The 20,810-nt window shown below is 73.6% G+C and carries 15 protein-coding genes; 6 read left to right on the forward strand and 9 right to left on the reverse strand.

What is annotated here, in order from left to right; genetic code table 11:
• Window positions 1–20 precede the first annotated feature (20 nt).
• Entirely contained in the window at window positions 21–1,304 is a 1,284-nt protein-coding gene (locus ACWGH1_RS14025) for a C40 family peptidase (RefSeq protein ID WP_453408680.1), read from the forward strand.
• Here ACWGH1_RS14025 and ACWGH1_RS14030 read toward each other — a convergent pair.
• The 5 genes from ACWGH1_RS14030 to ACWGH1_RS14050 are packed head-to-tail and all read right to left on the reverse strand — an operon-like array spanning window position 1,250 to window position 6,965.
• Complete coding sequence (locus ACWGH1_RS14030) at window positions 1,250–2,515, reverse strand: styrene monooxygenase/indole monooxygenase family protein (RefSeq protein WP_453356694.1); 1,266 nt, start codon at window positions 2,513–2,515, stop codon at window positions 1,250–1,252. The genes ACWGH1_RS14025 and ACWGH1_RS14030 overlap by 55 nt on opposite strands.
• A 59-nt stretch (window positions 2,516–2,574) precedes the next feature.
• Window positions 2,575–3,195 (reverse strand): GTP-binding protein, encoded by a 621-nt coding sequence (locus tag ACWGH1_RS14035; protein ID WP_453356695.1) that lies wholly within the window; start codon window positions 3,193–3,195, stop codon window positions 2,575–2,577.
• Entirely contained in the window at window positions 3,176–3,559 is a 384-nt protein-coding gene (locus tag ACWGH1_RS14040) for a DUF742 domain-containing protein (RefSeq protein ID WP_453356696.1), read from the reverse strand. The genes ACWGH1_RS14035 and ACWGH1_RS14040 overlap by 20 nt, the downstream gene beginning before the upstream one ends.
• Window positions 3,556–4,029 (reverse strand): roadblock/LC7 domain-containing protein, encoded by a 474-nt coding sequence (locus ACWGH1_RS14045; protein ID WP_453356697.1) that lies wholly within the window; start codon window positions 4,027–4,029, stop codon window positions 3,556–3,558. Before ACWGH1_RS14045 ends, ACWGH1_RS14040 begins: the two co-directional genes overlap by 4 nt.
• Window positions 4,026–6,965, reverse strand: coding sequence for a nitrate- and nitrite sensing domain-containing protein (locus ACWGH1_RS14050; RefSeq protein WP_453408681.1), 2,940 nt, complete (start codon window positions 6,963–6,965; stop codon window positions 4,026–4,028). Before ACWGH1_RS14050 ends, ACWGH1_RS14045 begins: the two co-directional genes overlap by 4 nt.
• A 454-nt stretch (window positions 6,966–7,419) precedes the next feature.
• Between ACWGH1_RS14050 and ACWGH1_RS14055 the strand changes: the two genes are divergently transcribed.
• On the forward strand, window positions 7,420–8,193 hold the full coding sequence (locus ACWGH1_RS14055; RefSeq protein ID WP_453356546.1) for a hypothetical protein: 774 nt from the start codon (window positions 7,420–7,422) through the stop codon (window positions 8,191–8,193).
• A gap of 16 nt (window positions 8,194–8,209) precedes the next feature.
• On the opposite strand, the gene ACWGH1_RS14060 is transcribed toward ACWGH1_RS14055, so the two are convergent.
• From ACWGH1_RS14060 to ACWGH1_RS14075, 4 genes are all read right to left on the reverse strand, one after another.
• Window positions 8,210–8,650 (reverse strand): MarR family winged helix-turn-helix transcriptional regulator, encoded by a 441-nt coding sequence (locus ACWGH1_RS14060; protein WP_453356545.1) that lies wholly within the window; start codon window positions 8,648–8,650, stop codon window positions 8,210–8,212.
• A gap of 247 nt (window positions 8,651–8,897) precedes the next feature.
• On the reverse strand, window positions 8,898–11,297 hold the full coding sequence (lon, locus tag ACWGH1_RS14065) for an endopeptidase La (protein WP_453408682.1): 2,400 nt from the start codon (window positions 11,295–11,297) through the stop codon (window positions 8,898–8,900).
• A gap of 393 nt (window positions 11,298–11,690) precedes the next feature.
• Window positions 11,691–12,542 carry a sulfurtransferase gene (locus ACWGH1_RS14070; RefSeq protein ID WP_453355526.1) on the reverse strand — a complete coding sequence of 284 codons (852 nt, stop codon included), beginning with the start codon at window positions 12,540–12,542 and terminating at the stop codon, window positions 11,691–11,693.
• Between the two features lie 57 nt (window positions 12,543–12,599).
• Window positions 12,600–14,015: a glycosyltransferase family 39 protein gene (locus ACWGH1_RS14075; protein ID WP_453355527.1), complete on the reverse strand. Its 1,416-nt coding sequence runs from the start codon at window positions 14,013–14,015 to the stop codon at window positions 12,600–12,602.
• Between the two features lie 42 nt (window positions 14,016–14,057).
• Here ACWGH1_RS14075 and ACWGH1_RS14080 point away from each other — a divergent pair, with 42 nt between their 5' ends.
• From ACWGH1_RS14080 to ACWGH1_RS14095, 4 genes are all read left to right on the forward strand, one after another.
• A complete protein-coding gene (locus tag ACWGH1_RS14080; RefSeq protein WP_453355528.1) occupies window positions 14,058–14,585 on the forward strand; it encodes a hypothetical protein in 528 nt (175 codons plus the stop codon).
• A 149-nt stretch (window positions 14,586–14,734) separates the two neighbouring features.
• Entirely contained in the window at window positions 14,735–15,475 is a 741-nt protein-coding gene (locus tag ACWGH1_RS14085; RefSeq protein ID WP_453355418.1) for a response regulator transcription factor, read from the forward strand.
• Window positions 15,472–16,596 (forward strand): HAMP domain-containing sensor histidine kinase, encoded by a 1,125-nt coding sequence (locus ACWGH1_RS14090; RefSeq protein WP_453355417.1) that lies wholly within the window; start codon window positions 15,472–15,474, stop codon window positions 16,594–16,596. Before ACWGH1_RS14085 ends, ACWGH1_RS14090 begins: the two co-directional genes overlap by 4 nt.
• A 259-nt stretch (window positions 16,597–16,855) precedes the next feature.
• Window positions 16,856–20,746, forward strand: coding sequence for a multifunctional oxoglutarate decarboxylase/oxoglutarate dehydrogenase thiamine pyrophosphate-binding subunit/dihydrolipoyllysine-residue succinyltransferase subunit (locus ACWGH1_RS14095; RefSeq protein WP_453355416.1), 3,891 nt, complete (start codon window positions 16,856–16,858; stop codon window positions 20,744–20,746).
• Window positions 20,747–20,810 lie beyond the last annotated feature (64 nt).

Raw genomic sequence — 20,810 nt, forward strand, 5'->3', positions numbered from 1 at the left:
GCCGCCCCGGAGGTGATTACATGACAAACCGACCACGCCTTGTCCACACCGTCTGCATCGCCGCCGCCGTCCTGCTCACGGCCGCCGGTCCGCCCGCCACCGCCCGCGCCGAACCCCTCCCCGCGACGGAACCCGCCGCAGCGCCCCGGCCCGCCGCCGCAGCGCCCCCGCCCGCCACCCAGCCGGCCGCCACCGAGCCGGTCGGGGTGCTGCTGACCCGCCTCCAGGACCTGTACCAGAAGGCGGAACAGGCCTCCGAGGCCTACAACGCCACCGAAGTCGCCCTCAAGGCCCGCCAGGCCGAGGAGCGCCGGCTCACCACCGAGCTCGGCACGGCCCGCACCGCCCTCACCACCGAGCGGGCCCGCGCCGGGCGGCTGGCCCGCGAGCAGTACCAGGGCTCCCGCGGCGGACTCTCCCCCTACCTGCGGATGCTGCTGTCCGGAGACCTCCGGCACGCCTCCGACCAGCGCCGGCTCACCACCCTCCAGGGCGCCCGCACCGCCGCGGTCCTCACCCGCCTCGAACACGGCGAGCGGCGGGCCGGCACCCTCGCCGGCGCCGCCCGCAGGGCCGCGGACGCCCAGCGGAACCTGACCGCCGAGCAGAAGCGGCACAAGGACGAGGTCACCGGCCGGCTCAAGGAGGTGGAGCGGCTCCTGGCCTCCCTGACCGCCGACCAGCTCGCGCGACTGGACGCCCGTGAGACGGCGGTCACCGCCGAAGCACAACGGGAGCTGCTCGACTCGGGCCGCCTCGGCCGGGCCGGCGCCCCCGCCGCCGGCCGGGCGGGCGCCCCCGCGGCCTCCGTACCGGCCGCCACCCCCACCGCCGCGGGCGGCGCGGCCCTCGCCTACGCGGCGGCCCAGATCGGCAAGCCGTACGTCTGGGGCGCCGAGGGCCCGGCCTCCTTCGACTGCTCCGGCCTCACCTCCCGGGCCTGGGAGCACGCCGGGCGCTCCATCCCCCGTACCAGCCAGGAGCAGTGGGCGCAGCTGCCCAAGGTGCCGCTGGACCGGCTCCGCCCCGGGGACCTGGTGGTGTACTTCCCCACCGCCACCCACGTCGCCCTGTACATCGGCGACGGCAAGGTCATCCAGGCCCCCCGCCCGGGGACCACCGTCAAGGTGTCACCGATCGCCGCGAACCCGGTCCTGGGCGCCGTCCGCCCCGACCCCGCCGGGACCCCGCTCGCGTCGTTCACCCTCCCGCCGCTGCCCGAATCGGCCACGGCGGGGGACGACACGGGCTACTCCGGGGCCGGGCCCGACGCGGACACCGAAGCCGAGACCTCCGCCAGGTAGTCCGCCGCGTCCTCGGGGTCGTAGAAGTAGGCGTCGAAGTCGGCCGGGTTGTCGAAGCCGTTGGCGAATCGATCCGCCACCGGCGCCAGCTCCCCGGCCGCCCCGATCAGGTTCAGCACGTGCTCCGGCGGCACGCCCAGCATCGCGTTCGTCCACTGGGTCACCGGCTTGCCCGTCGTGAACCAGTACTTGTCGAAGGTCGCCTTCATCCACGCCTCGTCGAACGGCTTGTCGCCGTGCATGAGGATCGACGAGAGGTACGAGGCCGCGCACTTCGCGGCGGAGTTCGAACCCTGGCCCGTGATCGGGTCGTTCGCCACGACCACGTCGGCGACGCCCAGCACCAGGCCGCCGCCCGGCAGCCGCCCGATCGGGTTGCGGACGACCGGCGCGTACCGCCCGGCGAGGGTGGCGCCCCCGTCCGTCAGGTCCACCTTGGTGGCCCGCGCGTACTCCCAGGGCGTGAACTTCTCCATCAGCTCCAGCGTCAGCGCCAGGTGGTCCGACGGGTCCTTGATCCCCTTGAAGGCGTCCACCGGACCGCCCGGCAGGCCCTCCCAGAACAGGATGTCCGCCCGCCCGGAGGTGGTCAGGGTCGGCATGACGAACAGCTCGCCGACGCCCGGCACCAGGTTGCAGCGCACCGCCTCGGTGTCCGGGTGCTCGGGGCGCGGTCCGAGCCCGTGCACGTACGAGACCGCCAGCGCGCGCTGCGGCGCGTCGTACGGGGAGCGCGCCGCGTCCCGCCCGAACATCGACACCAGTTCGCCCTTGCCGGCGGCGACGAGCACCAGGTCGTAGGTCCGGGAGAAGAAGTCCAGGTCGGCGACGGACGCGCCGTGGACGACCAGCTGGCCGCCCCACTGCACGAACGTGTCGATCCAGCCCGCCATCTTCACGCGCTGGTCGACCGACTGGGCGAAGCCCTTCAGCCGGCCGAGCCAGTCGACGGCGCGGCCGCCGTCGGGGCCGGCGACCGAGACGCCGACGCCCTCGATCTTCGGGGCCTGCCGCTCCCAGAAGGCCAGCTGGAGGTCACGCTCGTGCTGGAGCGCCGTGTCGAACATGCACTGCGTGGACATCACCCGCCCGGTGCGGATCTCGTCCGCCGTCCGGTTGGACATGAGGGTGACCTCGTACCCCTTCGACTGGAGTCCGAGGGCGAGCTGGAGACCGGACTGGCCGGCCCCCACGACGAGTATCTTGCGCATCTCACGTTCTCGATTCGGGGTCGACGGTGCTGCGGGGGGCGGGGGGGCTGCGCTTCGCGCTATTCGGGGGTGACGTCCAGGGCGTGCGAGACCAGGGCGAGCAGGGACTCGACGACCGTCGCCCGGTTCCGCGCGTCCATGATCACGACGGGGACCCGCGCCGGGATGCCGAGCGCCTCGCGCACGTCCGCCTCCTCGTACTCCGGCGAGCCCTCGAAGTGGTTGACCGCGACCGCGTACGGCAGCCCGCAGCTCTCGAAGTAGTCCAGAGCCGGGAAGCAGTCGCCCAGCCGGCGCGTGTCGGCGAGCACCAGCCCGCCGATCGCGCCCCGCACCAGGTCGTCCCACATGAACCAGAACCGCTCCTGGCCCGGGGTTCCGTACACGTACAGGACGAGGTCGTCCGCGAGCGTGACCCGGCCGAAGTCCATGGCGACGGTGGTGGTGCCCTTGTCCGGGGTCGCGGACAGGTCGTCGGTGGCCGCGCCGGCCTGGGTCATCACCGACTCGGTGCGCAGCGGGGTGATCTCGGAGACGGACGACACGAGGGTGGTCTTGCCGACGCCGAAGCCTCCCGCGACCAGCACCTTCACCGCGACGGGGGCGCGCGAACGGTCGTACTGCCACGGCTGGACGGACTCGGCTCCGGCCAGGTCCGGATCAGAGACGGCGAAGGCCACTGAGCACCCTTTCCAGCAGCGCGCGGTCGGGACGGCCGGTGCCGTGGCCCGTGCCGTAGACGCGGACCCGTCCCTGGTCTGCGAGGTCGCTGACCAGGACCCGGACCACGCCGAGCGGCAGTTTCAGCAGCGCCGCTATCTCGGCGATCGTGCGCATGCGGCGGCACACCTCGACGATGGCCGGCATCTCCGGCATCCGGTCGGCCTTCTCGGCCGGTCCGGTGTCGAGGGCGGCGACGAAGGTCTCCACCAGCAGGAGCTGCGCGAAGCGGGTCCGGCCGCCGGTGAGGGAGTACGGCCGGACGCGGGCGGGGCGGCGGTCGGCGCCGCGTATGGGCAGCCGGTCGGAGGCCGTACTCCTCACGGGGTGTTCTCCATCGACTGGCGCAGCTCGCTGCGGACTTCGGGGGTCAGGACGTGCCCGGCCCGGCCCACGAACAGGGCCATGTGGTAGGCGACGACGCTCATGTCGCAGTCGGGGGTGGCGTGCACGCCCAGCAGCGAACCGTCACTGATGACCATGACGAAGACGGAGCCGTGCTCCATCGCCACCATGGTCTGCTTCACGGAGCCGAACTCCATGAGCTCGGCGGCGCCGCTGGTGAGGCTGCCGAGCCCGGAGACGATGGTGGCGAGGTCGGCCGAGGCCCCCCGGGGGCCCTTGGGCCGGTCCGCTTCCACGGGGGCCACCGGCTCCGAGGAGAGCAGCAGCAGCCCGTCCGAGGAGACGACGGCGACGGAGTTGACGCCCGGCACCTCCTCGACCAGGTCGGTCAGCAGCCATTGCAGGTTGCGGGCCTGGGTGCTCAGTCCGTACGTACTGGGCGCGGTCATGTGCGTGCCTCCTGTGCGGTGTCCCCCCGGTCGGTCTGGCCTTGCTGCCGGTCCTGGTCCGGCCCCCGGTCCCGGGCGAGTTCGGCGGCCGCGACGCGCCGCCCGTCCTGGGAGCCCTGGTAGAAGCCGCCGAGCCGGCGGCGCAGCTCGTCGGCGTCCACCCGGCGCGGTTCGGGCCGTACGTCGGCGGTCCGGCCGGCCGGCGCGGCCGGGCGCCGGGTCCGCTTGGGCAGGCCCTTGTCGGTGACGGCTTCCTCGGGGTGGCCGTGGTTGCCCTGGCGCGGGAGCCAGTTGTCCTCGGCGGCGGCCCGCCCGTGGGGGTCGGGCTCCGCCGGTGCGGCGTCGGGCCGCGCGGGCCCGGACCCCGTTTCCTCGCGTACGACGGCCCCGGGCGCGGTCTCGAGCAGCGGCTCGGCGCCCTCCCGGGCGGGCTCCGGCACCGTGAAGGCCGCCGGGTCCGGCTCGGGCACGACCCGCGCGAGGAGCTCCTCCTCGGGGCCCGTCCCGTCCGGCGCCCCGGCGGCGGGGGCCGCCGCCGTGAACACCTGCCCGGCGGGGGGCAGCTGCCCGGCCGAAGCCCCGAAGGCCCCTTCGCCGGGCTCGGGCACGACCCGGGCCAACAGCTCTTCGACGGGCGCGGGCCGGCCCGCTTCGGCGGCGCCCGACGGACCCTCCTGGGCAGCGGCCCGCGCGTCCTGGCCGGGATCCGGGAGGGACCCGTCCGCCGCGCCGTCGGACTCGGCGGCCGGGAGCTCCGCCGTCCCGAAGCCCGGGGCCGGTTCCGCGCCGGCGGCCGCGGGCACCTCGTGCGCGGCGTCCCGGCCGGCGACGGCGGCGCCCCCGGCCGGCTCGGCGGCCGGCGGCATCCGCGGGGGCAGCGTGTTCTCATTCGCCTCGGCGATCACCCCGGGCAGCCGGAACTCCGGCATCCCCGGCGTGGCCAGCGCGTGCACGGGCGAGGTGGGCGGCGCGGTCGGCAGCAGCGCGGCCGGGACGACCACCAGGGCCTCCGTCCCGCCGTGCCGGCCGGCCCGCAGTTCCGCGGTGACGCCGTGCCGGGCCGCGAGGCGGCCGGCCACGTACAGGCCGAGGCCGAGCCCGTGTTCCGCCTCGGGTTCCTCGTCGTAGGCCTCCGGCGCCGCCAGCCGGGCGTTCAGCGACTCCAGCCGGTCGGCGGTGACGCCGATGCCCTCGTCCACCACGGACAGCACCACTTCGCCGGAGTCCAGCAGCCGGCCCGAGACCTTCACCTTGGCGTCCGGCGGCGAGAACGTGGTCGCGTTCTCCAGGAGTTCGGCGAGGACGTGCGAGATGTCGTCGGCGGCGTGCCCGGCGACCTGCGTGTACGACGGCAGCGCCGCCAGGTCGACCCGCTCGTAGCGCTCGATCTCGCTGACCGCGGCCCGCATGACGTCGACCAGCGGCACCGGCAGCGCCTGTCCGTGGCCGTGCTCCTGCCCGGCCAGCACCAGCAGGTTCTCGTTGTGGCGGCGCATCACCGTCGCCAGGTGGTCCAGCTTGAAGAGGGTCGAGAGCCGCTCGGGGTCCTGCTCCTTGGACTCCAGCTCCTCGATGACCGCCAGCTGCCGCTCCACCAGGCCGAGGGTCCGCAGCGACAGGGAGACGGAGGTCGTCGACATGATGCGGCGGTGCTCCTCGAGCCCGGCCCGCAGCTGCGCGAGTTCCGCTTCCAGCCGGGCGCGGACCTCGTTGAGCTCCGTCTCCAGCGCGCCCCGGCCCGAGGACAGTGCCTCGTTGCGGCCGATGAGGCGGCGCCGGTCGGCATCCAGCCCGGCGATCTTGGTGTGCAGGGCGACGGTCTGGTCCCGCACCGCGTTCAGGTGGCCCACGACTTGGGCGAACTCGTCGTTGCGGCCGGTGAACCGGACCGGCTCCACCGAGCCCTCCGGCGTCGCCAGCCGTTCCGCGCCCCGGCGCAGCACCGACAGCGGCCGGGTCAGGGAGCGGGCGACGGCCGTGGAGACGCCCACGACGAGCAGGAACAGCACCCCGAGGAAGGCGACGAGCAGCTCCAGCCGCGTGACGTCGTCGTCGCGCAGGGTGGCGAGCGCGGTGGCGCGCCGGCTCGCCAGGGTGGACTCCACCGAACGCATCCGGTCGATCCGGGCGGTGAGGGCGGAGCCGACGGAACCGGCGTCGGCCTTGCGGTCGTTCGCGGACAGCGCCGGCCGCTCGGTGAGGCGCTTGAGGTAGTCGTCGGCCGTCTTGACCTCGGGACCGGTGACGGTGGCGGTCAGCGTCTGCCGTACGTCGGGCCGCGCGGCCCGGGTGAAGTCGTCCAGGGCGGCCTGTTCCCGTACCCGGGAGCGCTGGGCGGCGGCGGTGAGTTCGTCGGCGGCGGCCGAGCCGGAGGACTGCTCGGCGCGGGGGACGGCCAGTGCGGCGAGCAGCAGCCCCCGGGTCGCCGATGCCTGTTCGACGGCCTGGCCGAGGGGGGCCAGCGGGCGGGTCGTGGCCAGGGCGGCCTCGGCGCGCGGCGGCGTCAGTTCCGCGAGCCGGTCGCCCGGCGCGAGGAGTTCCGTGATGACGGCGGTGTAGGCCTGGTAGGCGGCGAGGGGGCTGCCCTTGCCGTCGACGGACTCGGTGCGCACGGGCCGGATCCGGCCGAGGACGCCCGCGAGTTGCCCGTCCGCGTCGGCCTGGACCTCCGACAGCTGCCGGTCGGTGCCCGCGACGCGCTCCTGCACGGGGGCCTTGGCGCCGCCGGGGCGCCCCTTGGCGGCGTACTCGACGACGGCGTCCCGCTCGTCGCCGAGGAGGTGCGCCAGGGTGAGGCTCGCCTGCGCCTGCTCGGCGAGGGTGACCAGTCGCTGGGAGTCGTTCAGTTCTCTGGTTGCGGAGACGACGGCGGGAGCGCCTGCCGCGAGGACGGTGAGGCCCGCGACGGCGACGCCGACCACCAGCCTGCTGCGCACGCGGACGCGACGTCCTGCGATGGCGGGTCCGTCTGCGCTGGCGGTGCCGTTCTTCCGAGACCGCTTCTTCTGCACCGGTGCTCGCAATCCTGTACGTGTGCTCGTGCTCGTCTACTCGTGTGGCCGAGGTAACGGCCGGTCAACAAGTAAACGCCCCCTGCCCCCTCGTACCGCCTCAGACCTTCGCAGTGCGATGGGAACAGGGCCGCACATCGCCCACCCCGCCACTCGAAGGAGTGAACATCACGGAGGAGTGGCCGACCAACTCGGGCAGCGTGTGCCAGGTGCCCTCCGTGGACGGGCGGTTGAAACTTCGCGGGGCGCTTTGGCAAGATGCCCCACCCTCGTGACCCCGGGGGCCGCGCGCGGGGCCGTCCCAACCCTCCTGGTTTGGTACGGACCTTCGCCGACACGGGGTTCGGGCCGCGGCCGCGGCGCGGGGCAGAATGTCCGCATGCGCATCGACTTGGCCTCGGTGGCCGGCAGCCCGGAACGCCCCAACGAGGACTGGGTCTCGGCCGCGATACCCGCCTTGGGCGGCGGAGTTGTGGTGGTTCTCGACGGAGTCACGCCGCCGCGCGGCGACGACGGGTGCGTGCACGGGGTGCCGTGGTTCGCGGCCCGGCTCGGCGGCCGGTTGACCGAACTGTCGGGCTCGCGAAGGGACATGCCACTGGAGCGGATCCTCGCGGAGGCCATCGAGGCGACCGCCGGAGCCCACGGCGGTGGCTGTGACCTTTCTCACGTGCGCACCCCGCAGGCGACGGTGGTGATGGTCCGCTGGGACGAGACCCACGTGGAGCACCTGGTGCTGTCGGATTCCGTCCTGCTCCTCCAGGCGCCCGGGGGCGGGATCACGGCCGTACTGGACGACCGGCTGGACCGGGTCCCGCGGGCGGCGCTGCGCTCGGTGGCCACGGCGGACGCGCTGCGCAACGCGGACGGCGGTTTCTTCACGGCGGCCGCGGACCCGGCGGTCGCGGCCCGGGCGGTGACCGGGCGTACGCCGAGGGCGCAGGTCCGGGCGGTGGCCGCGCTCACGGACGGGGCCAGCCGGTGGACGGACACCTTCCGGGAAGGCGACTGGGCGGCCTGCATGGCGGTACTGCGGAAGGAAGGCGCCGAGGGCCTGATCGGCCGGGTCCGGGCGGTCGAGTCCGACCCGGCCCGCCCGTCGGCCCGCCACAAGCGCCACGACGACGCGTCGGCGGTGTACGCGGAGCTCTGAACGCGGGCGGGGAGCGCTACTCGGCGCCCTGGTTCAGCTGGTGGAGCAGCCGGGCCAGTTCGGCGACCTCGCCCCGGTCCCAGTCGGCCAGCTTGCGCATGTACTGCTCGCGCCGGGCGCCCCGGACCCGCAGGAACCGGGCCCGGCCCTCCTCGGTGAGCCCGACGAGGAAGGCCCGGCCGTCGGCGGGGTCCGGCTCCCGGGCGACCAGGCCGAGCAGCTCCAGGGCGCGCAGCTGGCGGCTCATGGTGGCCTTGCCGACGCCGAAGTAGCCGGCGAGTTCGGTGGCCCGCTGCCGCCCGGCGGCCTCCAGCCGGACGAGCAGCCCGTACGCGGCCGGCTCCAGCTCGGGGTGGAGAGCCCGGGCCATCTCCCCGGAGGAGGCGCGGGCGCGCCGGAGGAAGACGGAGAGCTCCCGCTCCAGGGCAAGGAACTCCTGGTCTTCTCTCCCGTGCACGTCCGGCTCCCATCGGTGGTGTTCTCACGCTGCGTACACCCAGTATTTCGCAGCGCGCCCACACTTCCAGCCCCATGGGCGTTCGAGCCGCGGCTCGGCCGATTCGGCCTCGCCGGCCTTGGAGGCGCGGGCCCGCCACCTCAGCCCCGCCGGCGATTGGGGCGCGAGCCCGGGCGGAGCCCGGTGCCCGGCGGAGCCGGCTTCACCAGGCCCCGCCGGGCATGACTCGTCCACCGCCGGCCAGGCGCTACGCGGCAGCCGTTACGGCGGTCACCTCCGCCTCCGCGAGGGCCAGCTCCAAGACCTGCCGCACATCGGTCACCGGGTGCACCTCCAAGCCCTCCAGCACCTCCGCCGGCACGTCGTCGAGGTCCGCTTCGTTCCGCTTCGGGATGATCACCGTCGTCAGCCCCGCCCGGTGCGCGGCGAGCAGCTTCTGCTTGACCCCGCCGATCGGCAGCACCCGCCCGGTCAGCGAGACCTCACCGGTCATGGCCACGTCCGTCCGCACCTGCCGCCCCGACAGCAGCGAGGCCAGCGCGGTCGTCATCGTGATGCCCGCGCTCGGGCCGTCCTTCGGCACCGCTCCGGCCGGGAAGTGGATGTGCACGCCCCGGTCCTTGAGGTCGGCGACCGGAAGCTCCAGCTCCGCGCCGTGCGAGCGCAGGAAGCTGAGCGCGATCTGCGCCGACTCCTTCATCACGTCGCCCAGCTGCCCGGTCAGGGTCAGCCCGGCCGCCCCGGTCTCCGGATCGGCCAGCGAGGCCTCCACGAACAGCACGTCGCCGCCCGCTCCCGTCACGGCGAGGCCGGTGGCCACGCCCGGTACGGCGGTGCGCCGCTCGGCCGGGTCCTGCGCGGACTCCGGGACGTGGTGCGGCCGCCCGATGAGCGCCCGCAGGTCCTCGGCTCCGATGGTGAAGGGCAGGTCCCGCTCGCCCAGCTCGTGCTGCGAGGCGACCTTGCGCAGCAGCCGCGCCAGGGACCGCTCCAGGGTGCGCACGCCCGCCTCCCGGGTGTACTCCCCCGCCAGCTTGCGCAGCGCCCCCTCCTCCAGGACCACCTCGTCGGCGGCGAGGCCGGCCCGCTCCAGCTGGCGCGGCAGCAGGTGGTCACGGGCGATGACGATCTTCTCGTCCTCGGTGTAGCCGTCGAGCCGGACGAGCTCCATGCGGTCGGCGAGCGCCTCGGGGATTGCTTCGAGGACGTTCGCGGTGGCCAGGAACACCACGTCGCTCAGGTCCAGCTCCACCTCCAGGTAGTGGTCCCGGAAGGTGTGGTTCTGCGCCGGGTCCAGCACCTCCAGCAGGGCGGCGGCCGGGTCCCCGCGGAAGTCGGAGCCGACCTTGTCGATCTCGTCCAGGAGCACGACCGGGTTCATGGACCCGGCCTCCTTGATGGCCCGTACGATCCGGCCGGGCAGCGCACCGACGTACGTGCGCCGGTGGCCGCGGATCTCGGCCTCGTCCCGTACGCCGCCCAGCGCGACCCGGACGAACTTGCGGCCCATGGCGTGCGCGACCGATTCCCCGAGTGAGGTCTTTCCGACGCCGGGCGGTCCGACCAGGGCCAGTACGGCGCCGCCGCGGCGGCCGCCGATGACGCCCATGCCGCGCTCGGAGCGCCGCTTGCGCACGGCGAGGTACTCGGTGATCCGGTCCTTCACGTCGCTGAGCCCGGCGTGTTCGGCGTCGAGCACCGCGCGGGCGCCGCGGATGTCGTACTCGTCCTCGGTGCGCTCGTTCCAGGGCAGTTCCAGCACGGTGTCGAGCCAGGTGCGGATCCAGGAGCCCTCGGGCGACTGGTCGCTGGAGCGCTCCAGCTTCTCGACTTCCTTGAGCGCGGCCTCCCGTACCTTCTCGGGCAGGTCCGCGGCCTCGACCCGGGCCCGGTAGTCGTCGGACTCCTCGCCTTCCTTCTCGCCGTTCAGTTCGCGCAGTTCCTTGCGGACGGCTTCCAGCTGGCGGCGGAGCAGGAACTCGCGCTGCTGCTTGTCGACGCCGTCCTGGACGTCCTTGGCGATGGATTCGGCGACGTCCTGTTCGGCGAGGTGCTCACTGAGTGCCTTGACGGCGAGCTTGAGCCGGGCGACGGGGTCGGCCGTCTCCAGCAGCTCGACCTTCTGGGCCACCGTCAGGAACGGCGAGTACCCGGAGTTGTCGGCGAGCGCCGAGACCCCTTCGATCTGCTGGACCCGGTCCACGACCTGCCAGGCCCCGCGCTTCTTGAGCCAGCTGGTGGCGAGGGCCTTGTACTCCTTGACGAGTTCGGCGACGGCCCCGGGCAGCGGGTCGGGCACCTGCTCGTCGACGGTCTCCCCCTCCACCCACAGCGCGGCCCCGGGGCCGGTGGTCCCGGCACCGATGCGGACGCGGCCGCGGCCGCGGATCAGCGCCCCGGGGTCGCCGTCGGAGAGCCGTCCCACCTGCTCGACGGTCCCGAGCACCCCGGTCCCGGCGTACTTCCCGTCGAGCCGCGGTACGAGCAGCACCCGCGGCTTCCCGCTGCCCGCGGCGGCCTGGGCGGCCTCCACGGCTCCGCGCACCTCGGCGTCGGACAGGTCTAGCGGTACCACCATTCCGGGCAGCACGACCTCGTCAACGAGCGGCAGCACGGGCAGGGTGAGCGTTACGGACGTCGAAGCCATGATCTTCCCTCCGGCAGTGAAGTTGAGCTATGCGGACTCAATGTCCCGGAGCCCCCCGATGTTCCCCAACCTGAGTTCGCCCGGGGCGAACACGCTCGGGGCCGACCGTTGCGGTGGACGGTGCCGCCCGGGCCGCTGCCCGGGTGACCTCGACGGAGCCGTGCCGCCCGTCCGCCACCTCGACGCAGTGGACGGTCCCGGTCACGTCGGCGCCGTCGCTCGCCGTCTTCTGCCCGCCGGCGAGCCGGCCGGGCGAGCAGCCGGTGAGGAGCCGTCCCGCCGGGACGCGAGGGCGGCCAGGGCGATGAGGACGCGACGGCGGGAGCTCACGTGCGGAACCCTGTCGACCCCGGACCCCGACGCGGTGGGGTCGCCATCCCGGCCGGCCGGGGGTTAACCCGCCGTCACCACCGGGCGGTCCTGGCTCCGGCCGGGCAGGCCCCATTCGCTCCACGAGCCGTCGTACACGGCGCTCTCCCGGTAGCCGGCCAGCTCGGCGCCCAGTGCGAGGACGCAGGCCGTCACCCCGGAGCCGCAGCTGAAGTAGAGCCGCTCGCGGTCCCCCGCCACCGCCCGGAACGCCTCCCGCAGCTCCCCCGGCGGCCGCATCAGGCCGTCCGAGGTCTTGAGTTCCGCGAAGGGCAGGCTGGCCGCGCCCGGCATGTGTCCGCCGCGCAGCCCCGGCCGCGGTTCCGGGGCGGTGCCCGCGAACCGCTCCCTGGTGCGGGCGTCGAGCACGGCGGCGGCGGGATCCGCCAGGGCCGCGGCCACCGCGACGGCGTCCACGAGCAGCCCGGGGCGCGGCCGGGCGGTGAAGGTGCCGCGCGGGCCCCCGTACGCCGGGGCGGTGTCCTCCAGCGGAAGACCGGCGGCGGTCCAGGCGGGGAGCCCGCCGTCCAGCACGGCGGCCCGGTCGAAGCCCATCGCGCGCAGCATCCACCAGGCCCGGGCGCTGGAGTAGATCCCGGCGCCGTCGTAGACGACCACCGTGTCGCGGTCGCCCAGTCCGAGGCCGCGCACCGCCTCCTCGAAGTCCGCGGCCGCGGGCATGGTGTGCGGGACGGTGGCCCCGTGATCGGACAGCGCCCCGTCGAGGTCGAAGGGGCGGGCCCCCGGGATCCGCCGGTCCGCGCCGCGCAGTGCGCCGACGGAGGCGTCGAAGACCACCAGGCCGGGCTCGGCGAGGCGGTCGGCGAGCTGCTCGGCCCCGATCAGGGGGCCGAAGGGGCGTTCGCTGTCGTTCATACGGGTCCTCCGGCAGGGTCGACCGGCCCATCCAACCACCGCGCCCCGGCGCCGCCTTCAGCCGCAGTCGGCCGCCGCCCGGCCGTACACCGCGATCCGCGCGCCGCGTACGTCCGTCACCGAGCACAGCCGGAACCCGGCTGCGAGCGCCTCCCGCTTCGCGGCCTCGGCCGGGTACGGGTCCAGCGGTTGCCCCGGCGGGTCGAGCAGCGCCAGCACCCGCGGTGTCCCGGCCAGCCGCGCCCGTATCTCCCCGGCGGGCAGCTCGGTCCCCCACAGGCTGTGCGAGGCCACCGGGGTCCGGGCCAGGGCGAGGTCGTGCAGGGGCGCGTACGTCGCCGGTGAGGACAGCAGCCACTCGCGCCGCCGCGCCGGCATGAAGAGCACGGCGTCCCCGGGCCGGGCCCGCTCCCGGACGGCGGCGGCCACCGCCAGTACGTCGTCCTTGCGGCTGTCGGAGGTCCGCAGCCACCCCGACCACCACGCCCACGGCACCAGCAGCGCCCCGGCCAGCGCCCACGGCCACACCGCGCGCGCCCGCACGCCCTCGGCCCGGGCGAGCCGCAGCCCGATCAGCAGCGCGAGCCCGGCCAGCGAGTAGAGCACGTACCGGTCGACGTACCAGGGGTGCACCAGGGACACGGCGAGCAGCAGCCCCGGCGGCAGCAGCGCGAGCGGTACGGCGACCCGCAGGGCGTGCGGCGCGTCGCGCAGGCCCCGCGCGAGCAGCAGCACCGCGAGCGCGAGCGCACCGTAGGCCGTCCAGTCCTGCCAGCCCGGCCGCCCGAGCCAGCCGAGCTGCTGCTGCGCCTGCCGGGCGCTGACGAGGGCCAGCGGCGCCAGCGCGGCGGCGACGGCCGCGGCGCTCCACCGCCAGCCGCGCGAGCGCCAGGCGGCGCAGCCGTGCGCGAGCAGGGCCAGTACCGCGAACTCGTGCAGCCAGCAGCCGGCCAGCAGCACCATCGCGTACGCCGCCCACCGCTCGGCCAGCATCAGGTGGGTGGCCCAGACCACGGCGCAGGCGACGAGGGCGTACGAGCGTCCCTCCTGGGCGTACATCTGCACCGGCGGCAGCGCGGCGTAGGCGCTCCCGGCGATCACCGCGGCCCGGGACCCGGCCAGCCGGTGCGCCACCGCGGCCACTCCGGCCGCGGCCAGCGCGGTGGCGGCGACGGAGGGCAGGCGCAGCGCCCACAGGCCGCCCTCCCACAGGGCGTAGACCCCGTGCAGCAGCAGGTAGTACAGCCCGTGGACGGCGTCGACCCGCCCGAGGAGCGCCGCGAGGGCGGCGAGCGGGCGGTGCGCCACCTGGACGGTGACGGATTCGTCGCGCCACATGCTGCCGGCGCCGGGGCCGCGTTCCAGGCCCCAGAGGCCGAGGACGACGGCGAGGAGCGGCGGCAGCCCGCGCCACAGGGCTGTGCGGCTGATGTCGGCCTCCGGGTGCTTCCGTGCGAGTGGTGCGGACTCCATACTCGGGGTTCGGGTCGGCCCCCGTTCCAGCGGAGGTGGGTTGTGCGAGCGTTCCGGGTGATGGCGGCGGTACTGCTGGGCGCGGTGGTCCTGAGCGGATGCGGTCTGGCCCGGCCGGACCACGCGCTGGTCACCTTCACCGCGGAGGCGACGCCCGGCGGGAGTCTGCCCGCGCCGCAGGACCCGTCGGCGCGCGCGCCCGAGCCGGGGGCGCCCTCCCCGCCGCCCGCCGCCGCCGAGGGGCTGGTCACGGTCACCCGCAGCGGCGGCTTCGCCGGCCGGACGCACACCCTGGCCGTCACGTCCGACGGCGCGTGGACCCGCCGGGGCGCGCACGCCGAACCGGAGGGCGCCGGCCGGCTCTCGCCGGCCCAGCTCGGCAGGCTGCGCTCGGCGGTCGAGGCGGCGGACTTCGCGCACCTGCCCCGGGCCGCCAAGAGCGGCGGGACGGTCTTCGACGGGTTCACGTACACCTTCGTGCGCGGCCCGCTCAAGGTGGTCACCAACGACGGTTCGGTCCCAGCGGAGTTGACGAAGGTGCTGGACGCGCTGCCGCCGTTCGAGGGCTAGCGGATCACGGCCGGGCCCGGCCGTGATCCGCCCGACACCCCGCGAGCCGGTTCCGGACGCCCGCGGCGGTCCGTCGGAACCCCACATGGCCGCGGGCCGGTGCCTCCTCTACGCTGCACCCCATCACGCGGGATCTTCAGGGGCGGGACATGGAACAGACACACACCACCCACGGCGGCGCCGCGGCCACTCCAGGTGCCCAGCGGCGCGTGCTCGTGGTCGAGGACGACCGCACCATCGCCGACGCCATCTCGGCTCGGCTGCGCGCCGAGGGGTTCCAGGTGCAGACGGCGTACGACGGTCCGGCCGCGGTCACCACGGCCGAGAGCTGGCTGCCCGAGCTGCTGGTGCTGGACGTCATGCTGCCCGGCTTCGACGGGCTGGAGGTCTGCCGCCGCGTCCAGGCGCAGCGGCCGGTGCCGGTGCTGATGCTGACCGCACGGGACGACGAGACCGACATGCTGGTGGGGCTCGGGGTCGGCGCCGACGACTACATGACGAAGCCCTTCTCGATGCGGGAGCTGGCCGCACGGGTGCACGTCCTGCTGCGCCGGGTGGAGCGGGCCACGCAGGCGGCGACCGCCCCGCGCGGGGCGACGCTGCGCCTGGGTGACCTGGAGATCGACCACGCGCAGCGCCGGGTGCGGGTGCAGGCGGAGGACGTGCACCTGACGCCGACCGAGTTCGACCTGCTGGTGTGCCTGGCCGGGACGCCGCGCGCGGTGCTCTCGCGGGAGCAGCTGCTGGCCGAGGTGTGGGACTGGGCGGACGCGTCGGGGACCCGTACGGTCGACAGCCACATCAAGGCGCTGCGCCGGAAGATCGGCGCCGAGCGGATCCGTACGGTCCACGGCGTCGGGTACGCCCTGGAGACCCCGGCCCAGCCGTGAGCGGCGCCCGCCCCGGCCGGGGGCGCGGCGCGGGCCGTACCGGCGGCGCCGGTGAGCGGGCCGCCGGCCTGCGCCCGTTCTCGCCGTTCTCGATCAAGACGAAGCTGGGCTCGCTCGTCGTGGTGTCCGTGTTCATCACGACGGGGCTGCTGATGGTGGCCCTGCGCACCGATACGGAGCTGCGGTTCATCACCGTGTTCTCGGTGATCGCCTCGATGCTGATCACCCAGTTCGTGGCGCACAGCCTGACGGCGCCGCTGGACGACATGACGACGGTGGCCGGGGCGATCTCCCGGGGCGACTACACGCGCCGGGTGCGCGGGGCCGGGCGCCGCGACGAGCTGGGCGACCTGGCCTCGACGATCAACTTGATGGCGGACGACCTGGAGGCGGTGGACCGGCACCGCAAGGAGCTCGTCGCCAACGTCTCGCACGAGCTGCGCACGCCGATCGCGGCGCTGCGCGCGGTGCTGGAGAACGTGGTGGACGGGGTCTCGCAGGCCGATCCGGAGACCATGCGGACCGCGCTCAAGCAGACTGAGCGGCTCGGCCGGCTCGTGGAGACCCTGCTGGACCTGTCCCGGGTGGACAACGGGGTGGTGCCGCTGCGGGCGCGCCGGTTCGAGGTGTGGCCGTACCTGTCGGGGGTGCTCAAGGAGTCGGGGCTGGCGGCGGCGGGGCGGCCGGGGCTGGCCACCGGGTCGGGCGGCCACACGCGCAACGACGTTCACCTCCACCTGGACGTGCACCCGTCGGGCCTGACCGCGTACGCGGACGCGGAGCGGCTGCACCAGGTGGTGGCGAACCTGATCGACAACGCGGTCAAGCACAGCCCGCCGCACGGCCGGGTCACGGTCCGCGCCCGGGCCGGGGACGCCCCCGGCAGCCTCGTGGTCGAGGTCCGGGACGAAGGCCCTGGAATCCCGGAAGAGGAACGCCACAGGGTCTTCGAGCGCTTCAACCGGGGCAGCGCGGGCGGCGGCGACGGCGGTACGGGGCTGGGCCTGGCGATCGCCCGCTGGGCCGTCGGCCTGCACGGAGGGGACATCCGCGTGGCCGAATCGTCACGGGGCTGCCGCATCCTCGTCACGCTTCCGGGAAGCTCGCGGGCGCCGCGTTGACGTAGGGTTCGAGTGGGAAAAGACATGATCTCGGCCACACCCGGCAGGGGTCGTAAGGGGTGCGTAGCCAAGGGGGCCGCAACCTCGGTACCCCCTACCCGAACCACGCTTGTTTCCCGCCATTCCCGGCTGTGAAACCCGCTGTTCGATGTGACCTGCGCGACGTAACTCCCGCCCGGCCTGCATCACCCCCTCCGGGAGGCGTAGCCTTTATTCCCGCTGTCCATACCTTGTGAAGCGGAAGAGGGCGGTTGCCGCCGTGTCGCCACAGTCCCCCAGTAACCCGAGCACCACGACCGAAGCAGCAGAGGGCGGGAAGACCCCTGCCTCAGGCTTCGGTGCCAACGAGTGGCTCGTCGACGAGATCTACCAGCAGTACCTCCAGGACCCCAACTCGGTCGACCGGGCCTGGTGGGACTTCTTCGCCGACTACAAGCCGGGGGGCGCTGCCGCTCCCGTGAAGGCGGATGGTCCCGAGAAGTCCACGACGACGGACGGCGCCTCCGCACAGGCCGCCGCCACCGTCACCGCCGAGGTCCCGCGGGCCAGCGTCGCAGCCGCCACGGGGGCGGCGAGCGCCGCACCTCCCGTGGCGAACACCGGCTCCGACGGAGCCCCTGTTGCCGCGCCCGTGTCAGCTCCTGCCCCTGCTCCTGCCACCCCCTCTGGTGCCCCTGCTGTGACTGTCACCTCCCAGGCCCCGGCCACCGCACCGGCCGCGCCCCCTGCCGCCGCTCCGGTTGCCCCGCAGAAGTCCGCGCCCACCACCGAGGCCCCCGCCGGGCCCGAGCTGGTGACGCTCCGCGGTCCGGCCGCCGCCGTAGCCAAGAACATGAACGCCTCGCTGGACGTCCCGACGGCCACGTCCGTCCGCGCCGTCCCGGTGAAGCTGCTGTTCGACAACCGCATCGTCATCAACAACCACCTCAAGCGCGCCCGGGGCGGGAAGATCTCCTTCACGCACCTGATCGGCTACGCGATGGTGCAGGCCATCAAGGCCATGCCGTCGATGAACTACTCCTTCGCGGAGAAGGACGGCAAGCCGACCCTGGTCAAGCCGGAGCACGTGAACTTCGGCCTGGCGATCGACCTGGTGAAGGCCAACGGCGACCGGCAGCTCGTCGTCGCCGGCATCAAGAAGGCCGAGACCCTCAACTTCTTCGAGTTCTGGCAGGCGTACGAGGACATCGTCCGCCGCGCCCGCGTCGGCAAGCTGACGATGGACGACTTCACCGGCGTCACCGTCTCGCTGACCAACCCCGGCGGCCTGGGCACCGTTCACTCCGTGCCGCGTCTGATGCCCGGTCAGTCGGTCATCATGGGCGTCGGCTCGATGGACTACCCCGCCGAGTTCCAGGGCACGTCGCAGGACACCCTGAACAAGCTGGGCATCTCCAAGGTCATGACCCTGACCTCGACCTACGACCACCGGGTCATCCAGGGTGCGGCCTCCGGCGAGTTCCTGCGCATCGTCGCGAACCTGCTGCTGGGCGAGAACGGCTTCTACGACGACGTCTTCGAGGCGCTGCGCATCCCGTACGAGCCGGTCCGCTGGCTCCGGGACATCGACGCCTCCCACGACGACGACGTCACCAAGGCCGCGCGCGTCTTCGAGCTGATCCACTCCTACCGGGTCCGCGGCCACGTCATGGCCGACACCGACCCGCTGGAGTACAAGCAGCGCAAGCACCCCGACCTCGACATCACCGAGCACGGCCTCACCCTGTGGGACCTGGAGCGCGAGTTCGCGGTCGGCGGCTTCTCCGGCAAGTCGATGATGAAGCTGCGCGACATCCTCGGCGTGCTGCGCGACTCGTACTGCCGCACCACCGGCGTCGAGTTCATGCACATCCAGGACCCGAAGCAGCGCAAGTGGATCCAGGACCGCATCGAGCGCCCGCACTCCAAGCCGGAGCGCGAGGAGCAGCTGCGCATCCTGCGCCGGCTGAACGCGGCGGAGGCCTTCGAGACCTTCCTGCAGACGAAGTACGTCGGCCAGAAGCGGTTCTCCCTGGAGGGCGGCGAGTCCGTCATCCCGCTGCTGGACGCCGTCATCGACTCGGCCGCCGAGGCCCGCCTCGAAGAGGTCGTCATCGGCATGGCCCACCGTGGCCGCCTGAACGTCCTCGCGAACATCGTCGGCAAGTCCTACGCGCAGATCTTCCGCGAGTTCGAGGGCAACCTCGACCCGAAGTCGATGCACGGCTCCGGCGACGTCAAGTACCACCTGGGCGCCGAGGGCACCTTCACCGGCCTGGACGGGGAGCAGATCAAGGTCTCGCTCGTCGCGAACCCCTCGCACCTGGAGGCGGTCGACCCGGTCCTGGAGGGCGTCGCCCGCGCCAAGCAGGACGTCATCAACAAGGGCGGCACGGACTTCACCGTCCTGCCCCTGGCGCTGCACGGCGACGCGGCCTTCGCCGGCCAGGGCGTCGTCGCCGAGACGCTGAACATGTCGCAGCTGCGCGGCTACCGCACCGGCGGTACCGTCCACGTGGTCATCAACAACCAGGTCGGCTTCACCGCCGCCCCGGAGTCCTCGCGTTCGTCCATGTACGCGACCGACGTGGCCCGCATGATCGAGGCGCCGATCTTCCACGTGAACGGCGACGACCCGGAGGCCGTGGTGCGCGTCGCGCGGCTCGCCTTCGAGTTCCGCCAGGCGTTCAACAAGGACGTGGTCATCGACCTCATCTGCTACCGCCGCCGCGGCCACAACGAGTCCGACAATCCGGCGTTCACGCAGCCGCTGATGTACGACCTGATCGACAAGAAGCGCTCGGTGCGCAAGCTGTACACCGAGTCCCTCATCGGTCGCGGCGACATCACGCTGGAAGAGGCCGAGCAGGCGCTCCAGGACTTCCAGGGCCAGCTGGAGAAGGTCTTCGCGGAGGTCCGCGAGGCCGCCACGCAGCCCGCGATCGGCACCCCGGCCCCGGCCGCGCAGGCGCAGTTCCCGGTTCCGGTGAACACCGCGGTCTCCCAGGAGGTCGTCAAGCGGATCGCCGAGGCGCAGGTCAACATCCCGGAGAACGTCACCGTCCACCCGCGTCTGCTGCCGCAGCTCCAGCGCCGCGCGGCGATGATCGACGAGGGCACCATCGACTGGGGCATGGGCGAGACCCTCGCCTTCGGTTCCCTGCTGATGGAGGGCACCCCGGTCCGGCTCTCGGGTCAGGACTCCCGCCGCGGCACGTTCGGTCAGCGGCACGCGGTCCTCATCGACCGGGAGACGGGCGAGGACTACACCCCGCTGCAGTACCTGTCGGACGACCAGGCCCGCTACAACGTCTACGACTCGCTGCTCTCCGAGTACGCGGCCATGGGCTTCGAGTACGGCTACTCGCTGGCCCGTCCGGACGCGCTGGTCCTCTGGGAGGCCCAGTTCGGTGACTTCGTCAACGGTGCGCAGACCGTCGTGGACGAGTTCATCTCCTCGGCCGAGCAGAAGTGGGGCCAGACCTCCGGTGTCACGCTGCTCCTGCCGCACGGCTACGAGGGCCAGGGCCCGGACCACTCGTCCGCGCGTCCCGAGCGCTTCCTGCAGATGTGCGCGCAGGACAACATGACGGTCGCGATGCCGACCCTGCCGTCGAACTACTTCCACCTGCTGCGCTGGCAGGTCCACAACCCGCACCACAAGCCGCTGATCGTCTTCACGCCGAAGTCGATGCTGCGTCTGAAGGCGGCGGCGTCGAAGGCGGAGGAGTTCACGACGGGTTCGTTCCGTCCGGTCATCGGCGACAGCACGGTGGACCCGAACGCCGTCCGCAAGGTCGTCTTCTGCGCGGGCAAGGTCTACTACGACCTGGAGGCCGAGCGGGAGAAGCGCGGCATCACGGACACGGCGATCATCCGCATCGAGCGGCTGTACCCGCTGCCGGGTGCGGAGCTCCAGGCGGAGATCGCGAAGTTCCCGAACGCGGCGAAGTACATCTGGGCGCAGGAGGAGCCGGCGAACCAGGGTGCGTGGCCGTTCATCGCGCTGAACCTGATCGACCACCTCGACCTGGCGGTCGGCGCGGACATCCCGGCGGGCGAGCGGCTGCGGCGCATCTCGCGCCCGCACGGGTCGTCCCCGGCGGTGGGCTCCGCGAAGCGCCACCAGGCGGAGCAGCAGCTGCTGCTGAACGAGGTCTTCGAGGCCTAAGTCGCTCCCGCGACCCGCACCACCCGGAAGGCCCGGACCCCGATCGGGGTCCGGGCCTTCCGGC

The sequence above is a fragment of the Streptomyces sp. NPDC054883 genome (assembly GCF_053610645.1).

Coding starts and splice junctions, on each gene's coding strand:
- ACWGH1_RS14085 (WP_453355418.1), top strand. CDS start 14,735: ATGGAACAGACACACACCACCCACGGCGGCGCCGCGGCCACTCCAGGT.
- ACWGH1_RS14030 (WP_453356694.1), bottom strand. CDS start 2,515: ATGCGCAAGATACTCGTCGTGGGGGCCGGCCAGTCCGGTCTCCAGCTC.
- ACWGH1_RS14070 (WP_453355526.1), bottom strand. CDS start 12,542: ATGAACGACAGCGAACGCCCCTTCGGCCCCCTGATCGGGGCCGAGCAG.
- ACWGH1_RS14055 (WP_453356546.1), top strand. CDS start 7,420: ATGCGCATCGACTTGGCCTCGGTGGCCGGCAGCCCGGAACGCCCCAAC.
- ACWGH1_RS14025 (WP_453408680.1), top strand. CDS start 21: ATGACAAACCGACCACGCCTTGTCCACACCGTCTGCATCGCCGCCGCC.
- ACWGH1_RS14075 (WP_453355527.1), bottom strand. CDS start 14,015: ATGGAGTCCGCACCACTCGCACGGAAGCACCCGGAGGCCGACATCAGC.
- lon (WP_453408682.1), bottom strand. CDS start 11,297: ATGGCTTCGACGTCCGTAACGCTCACCCTGCCCGTGCTGCCGCTCGTT.
- ACWGH1_RS14045 (WP_453356697.1), bottom strand. CDS start 4,029: ATGACCGCGCCCAGTACGTACGGACTGAGCACCCAGGCCCGCAACCTG.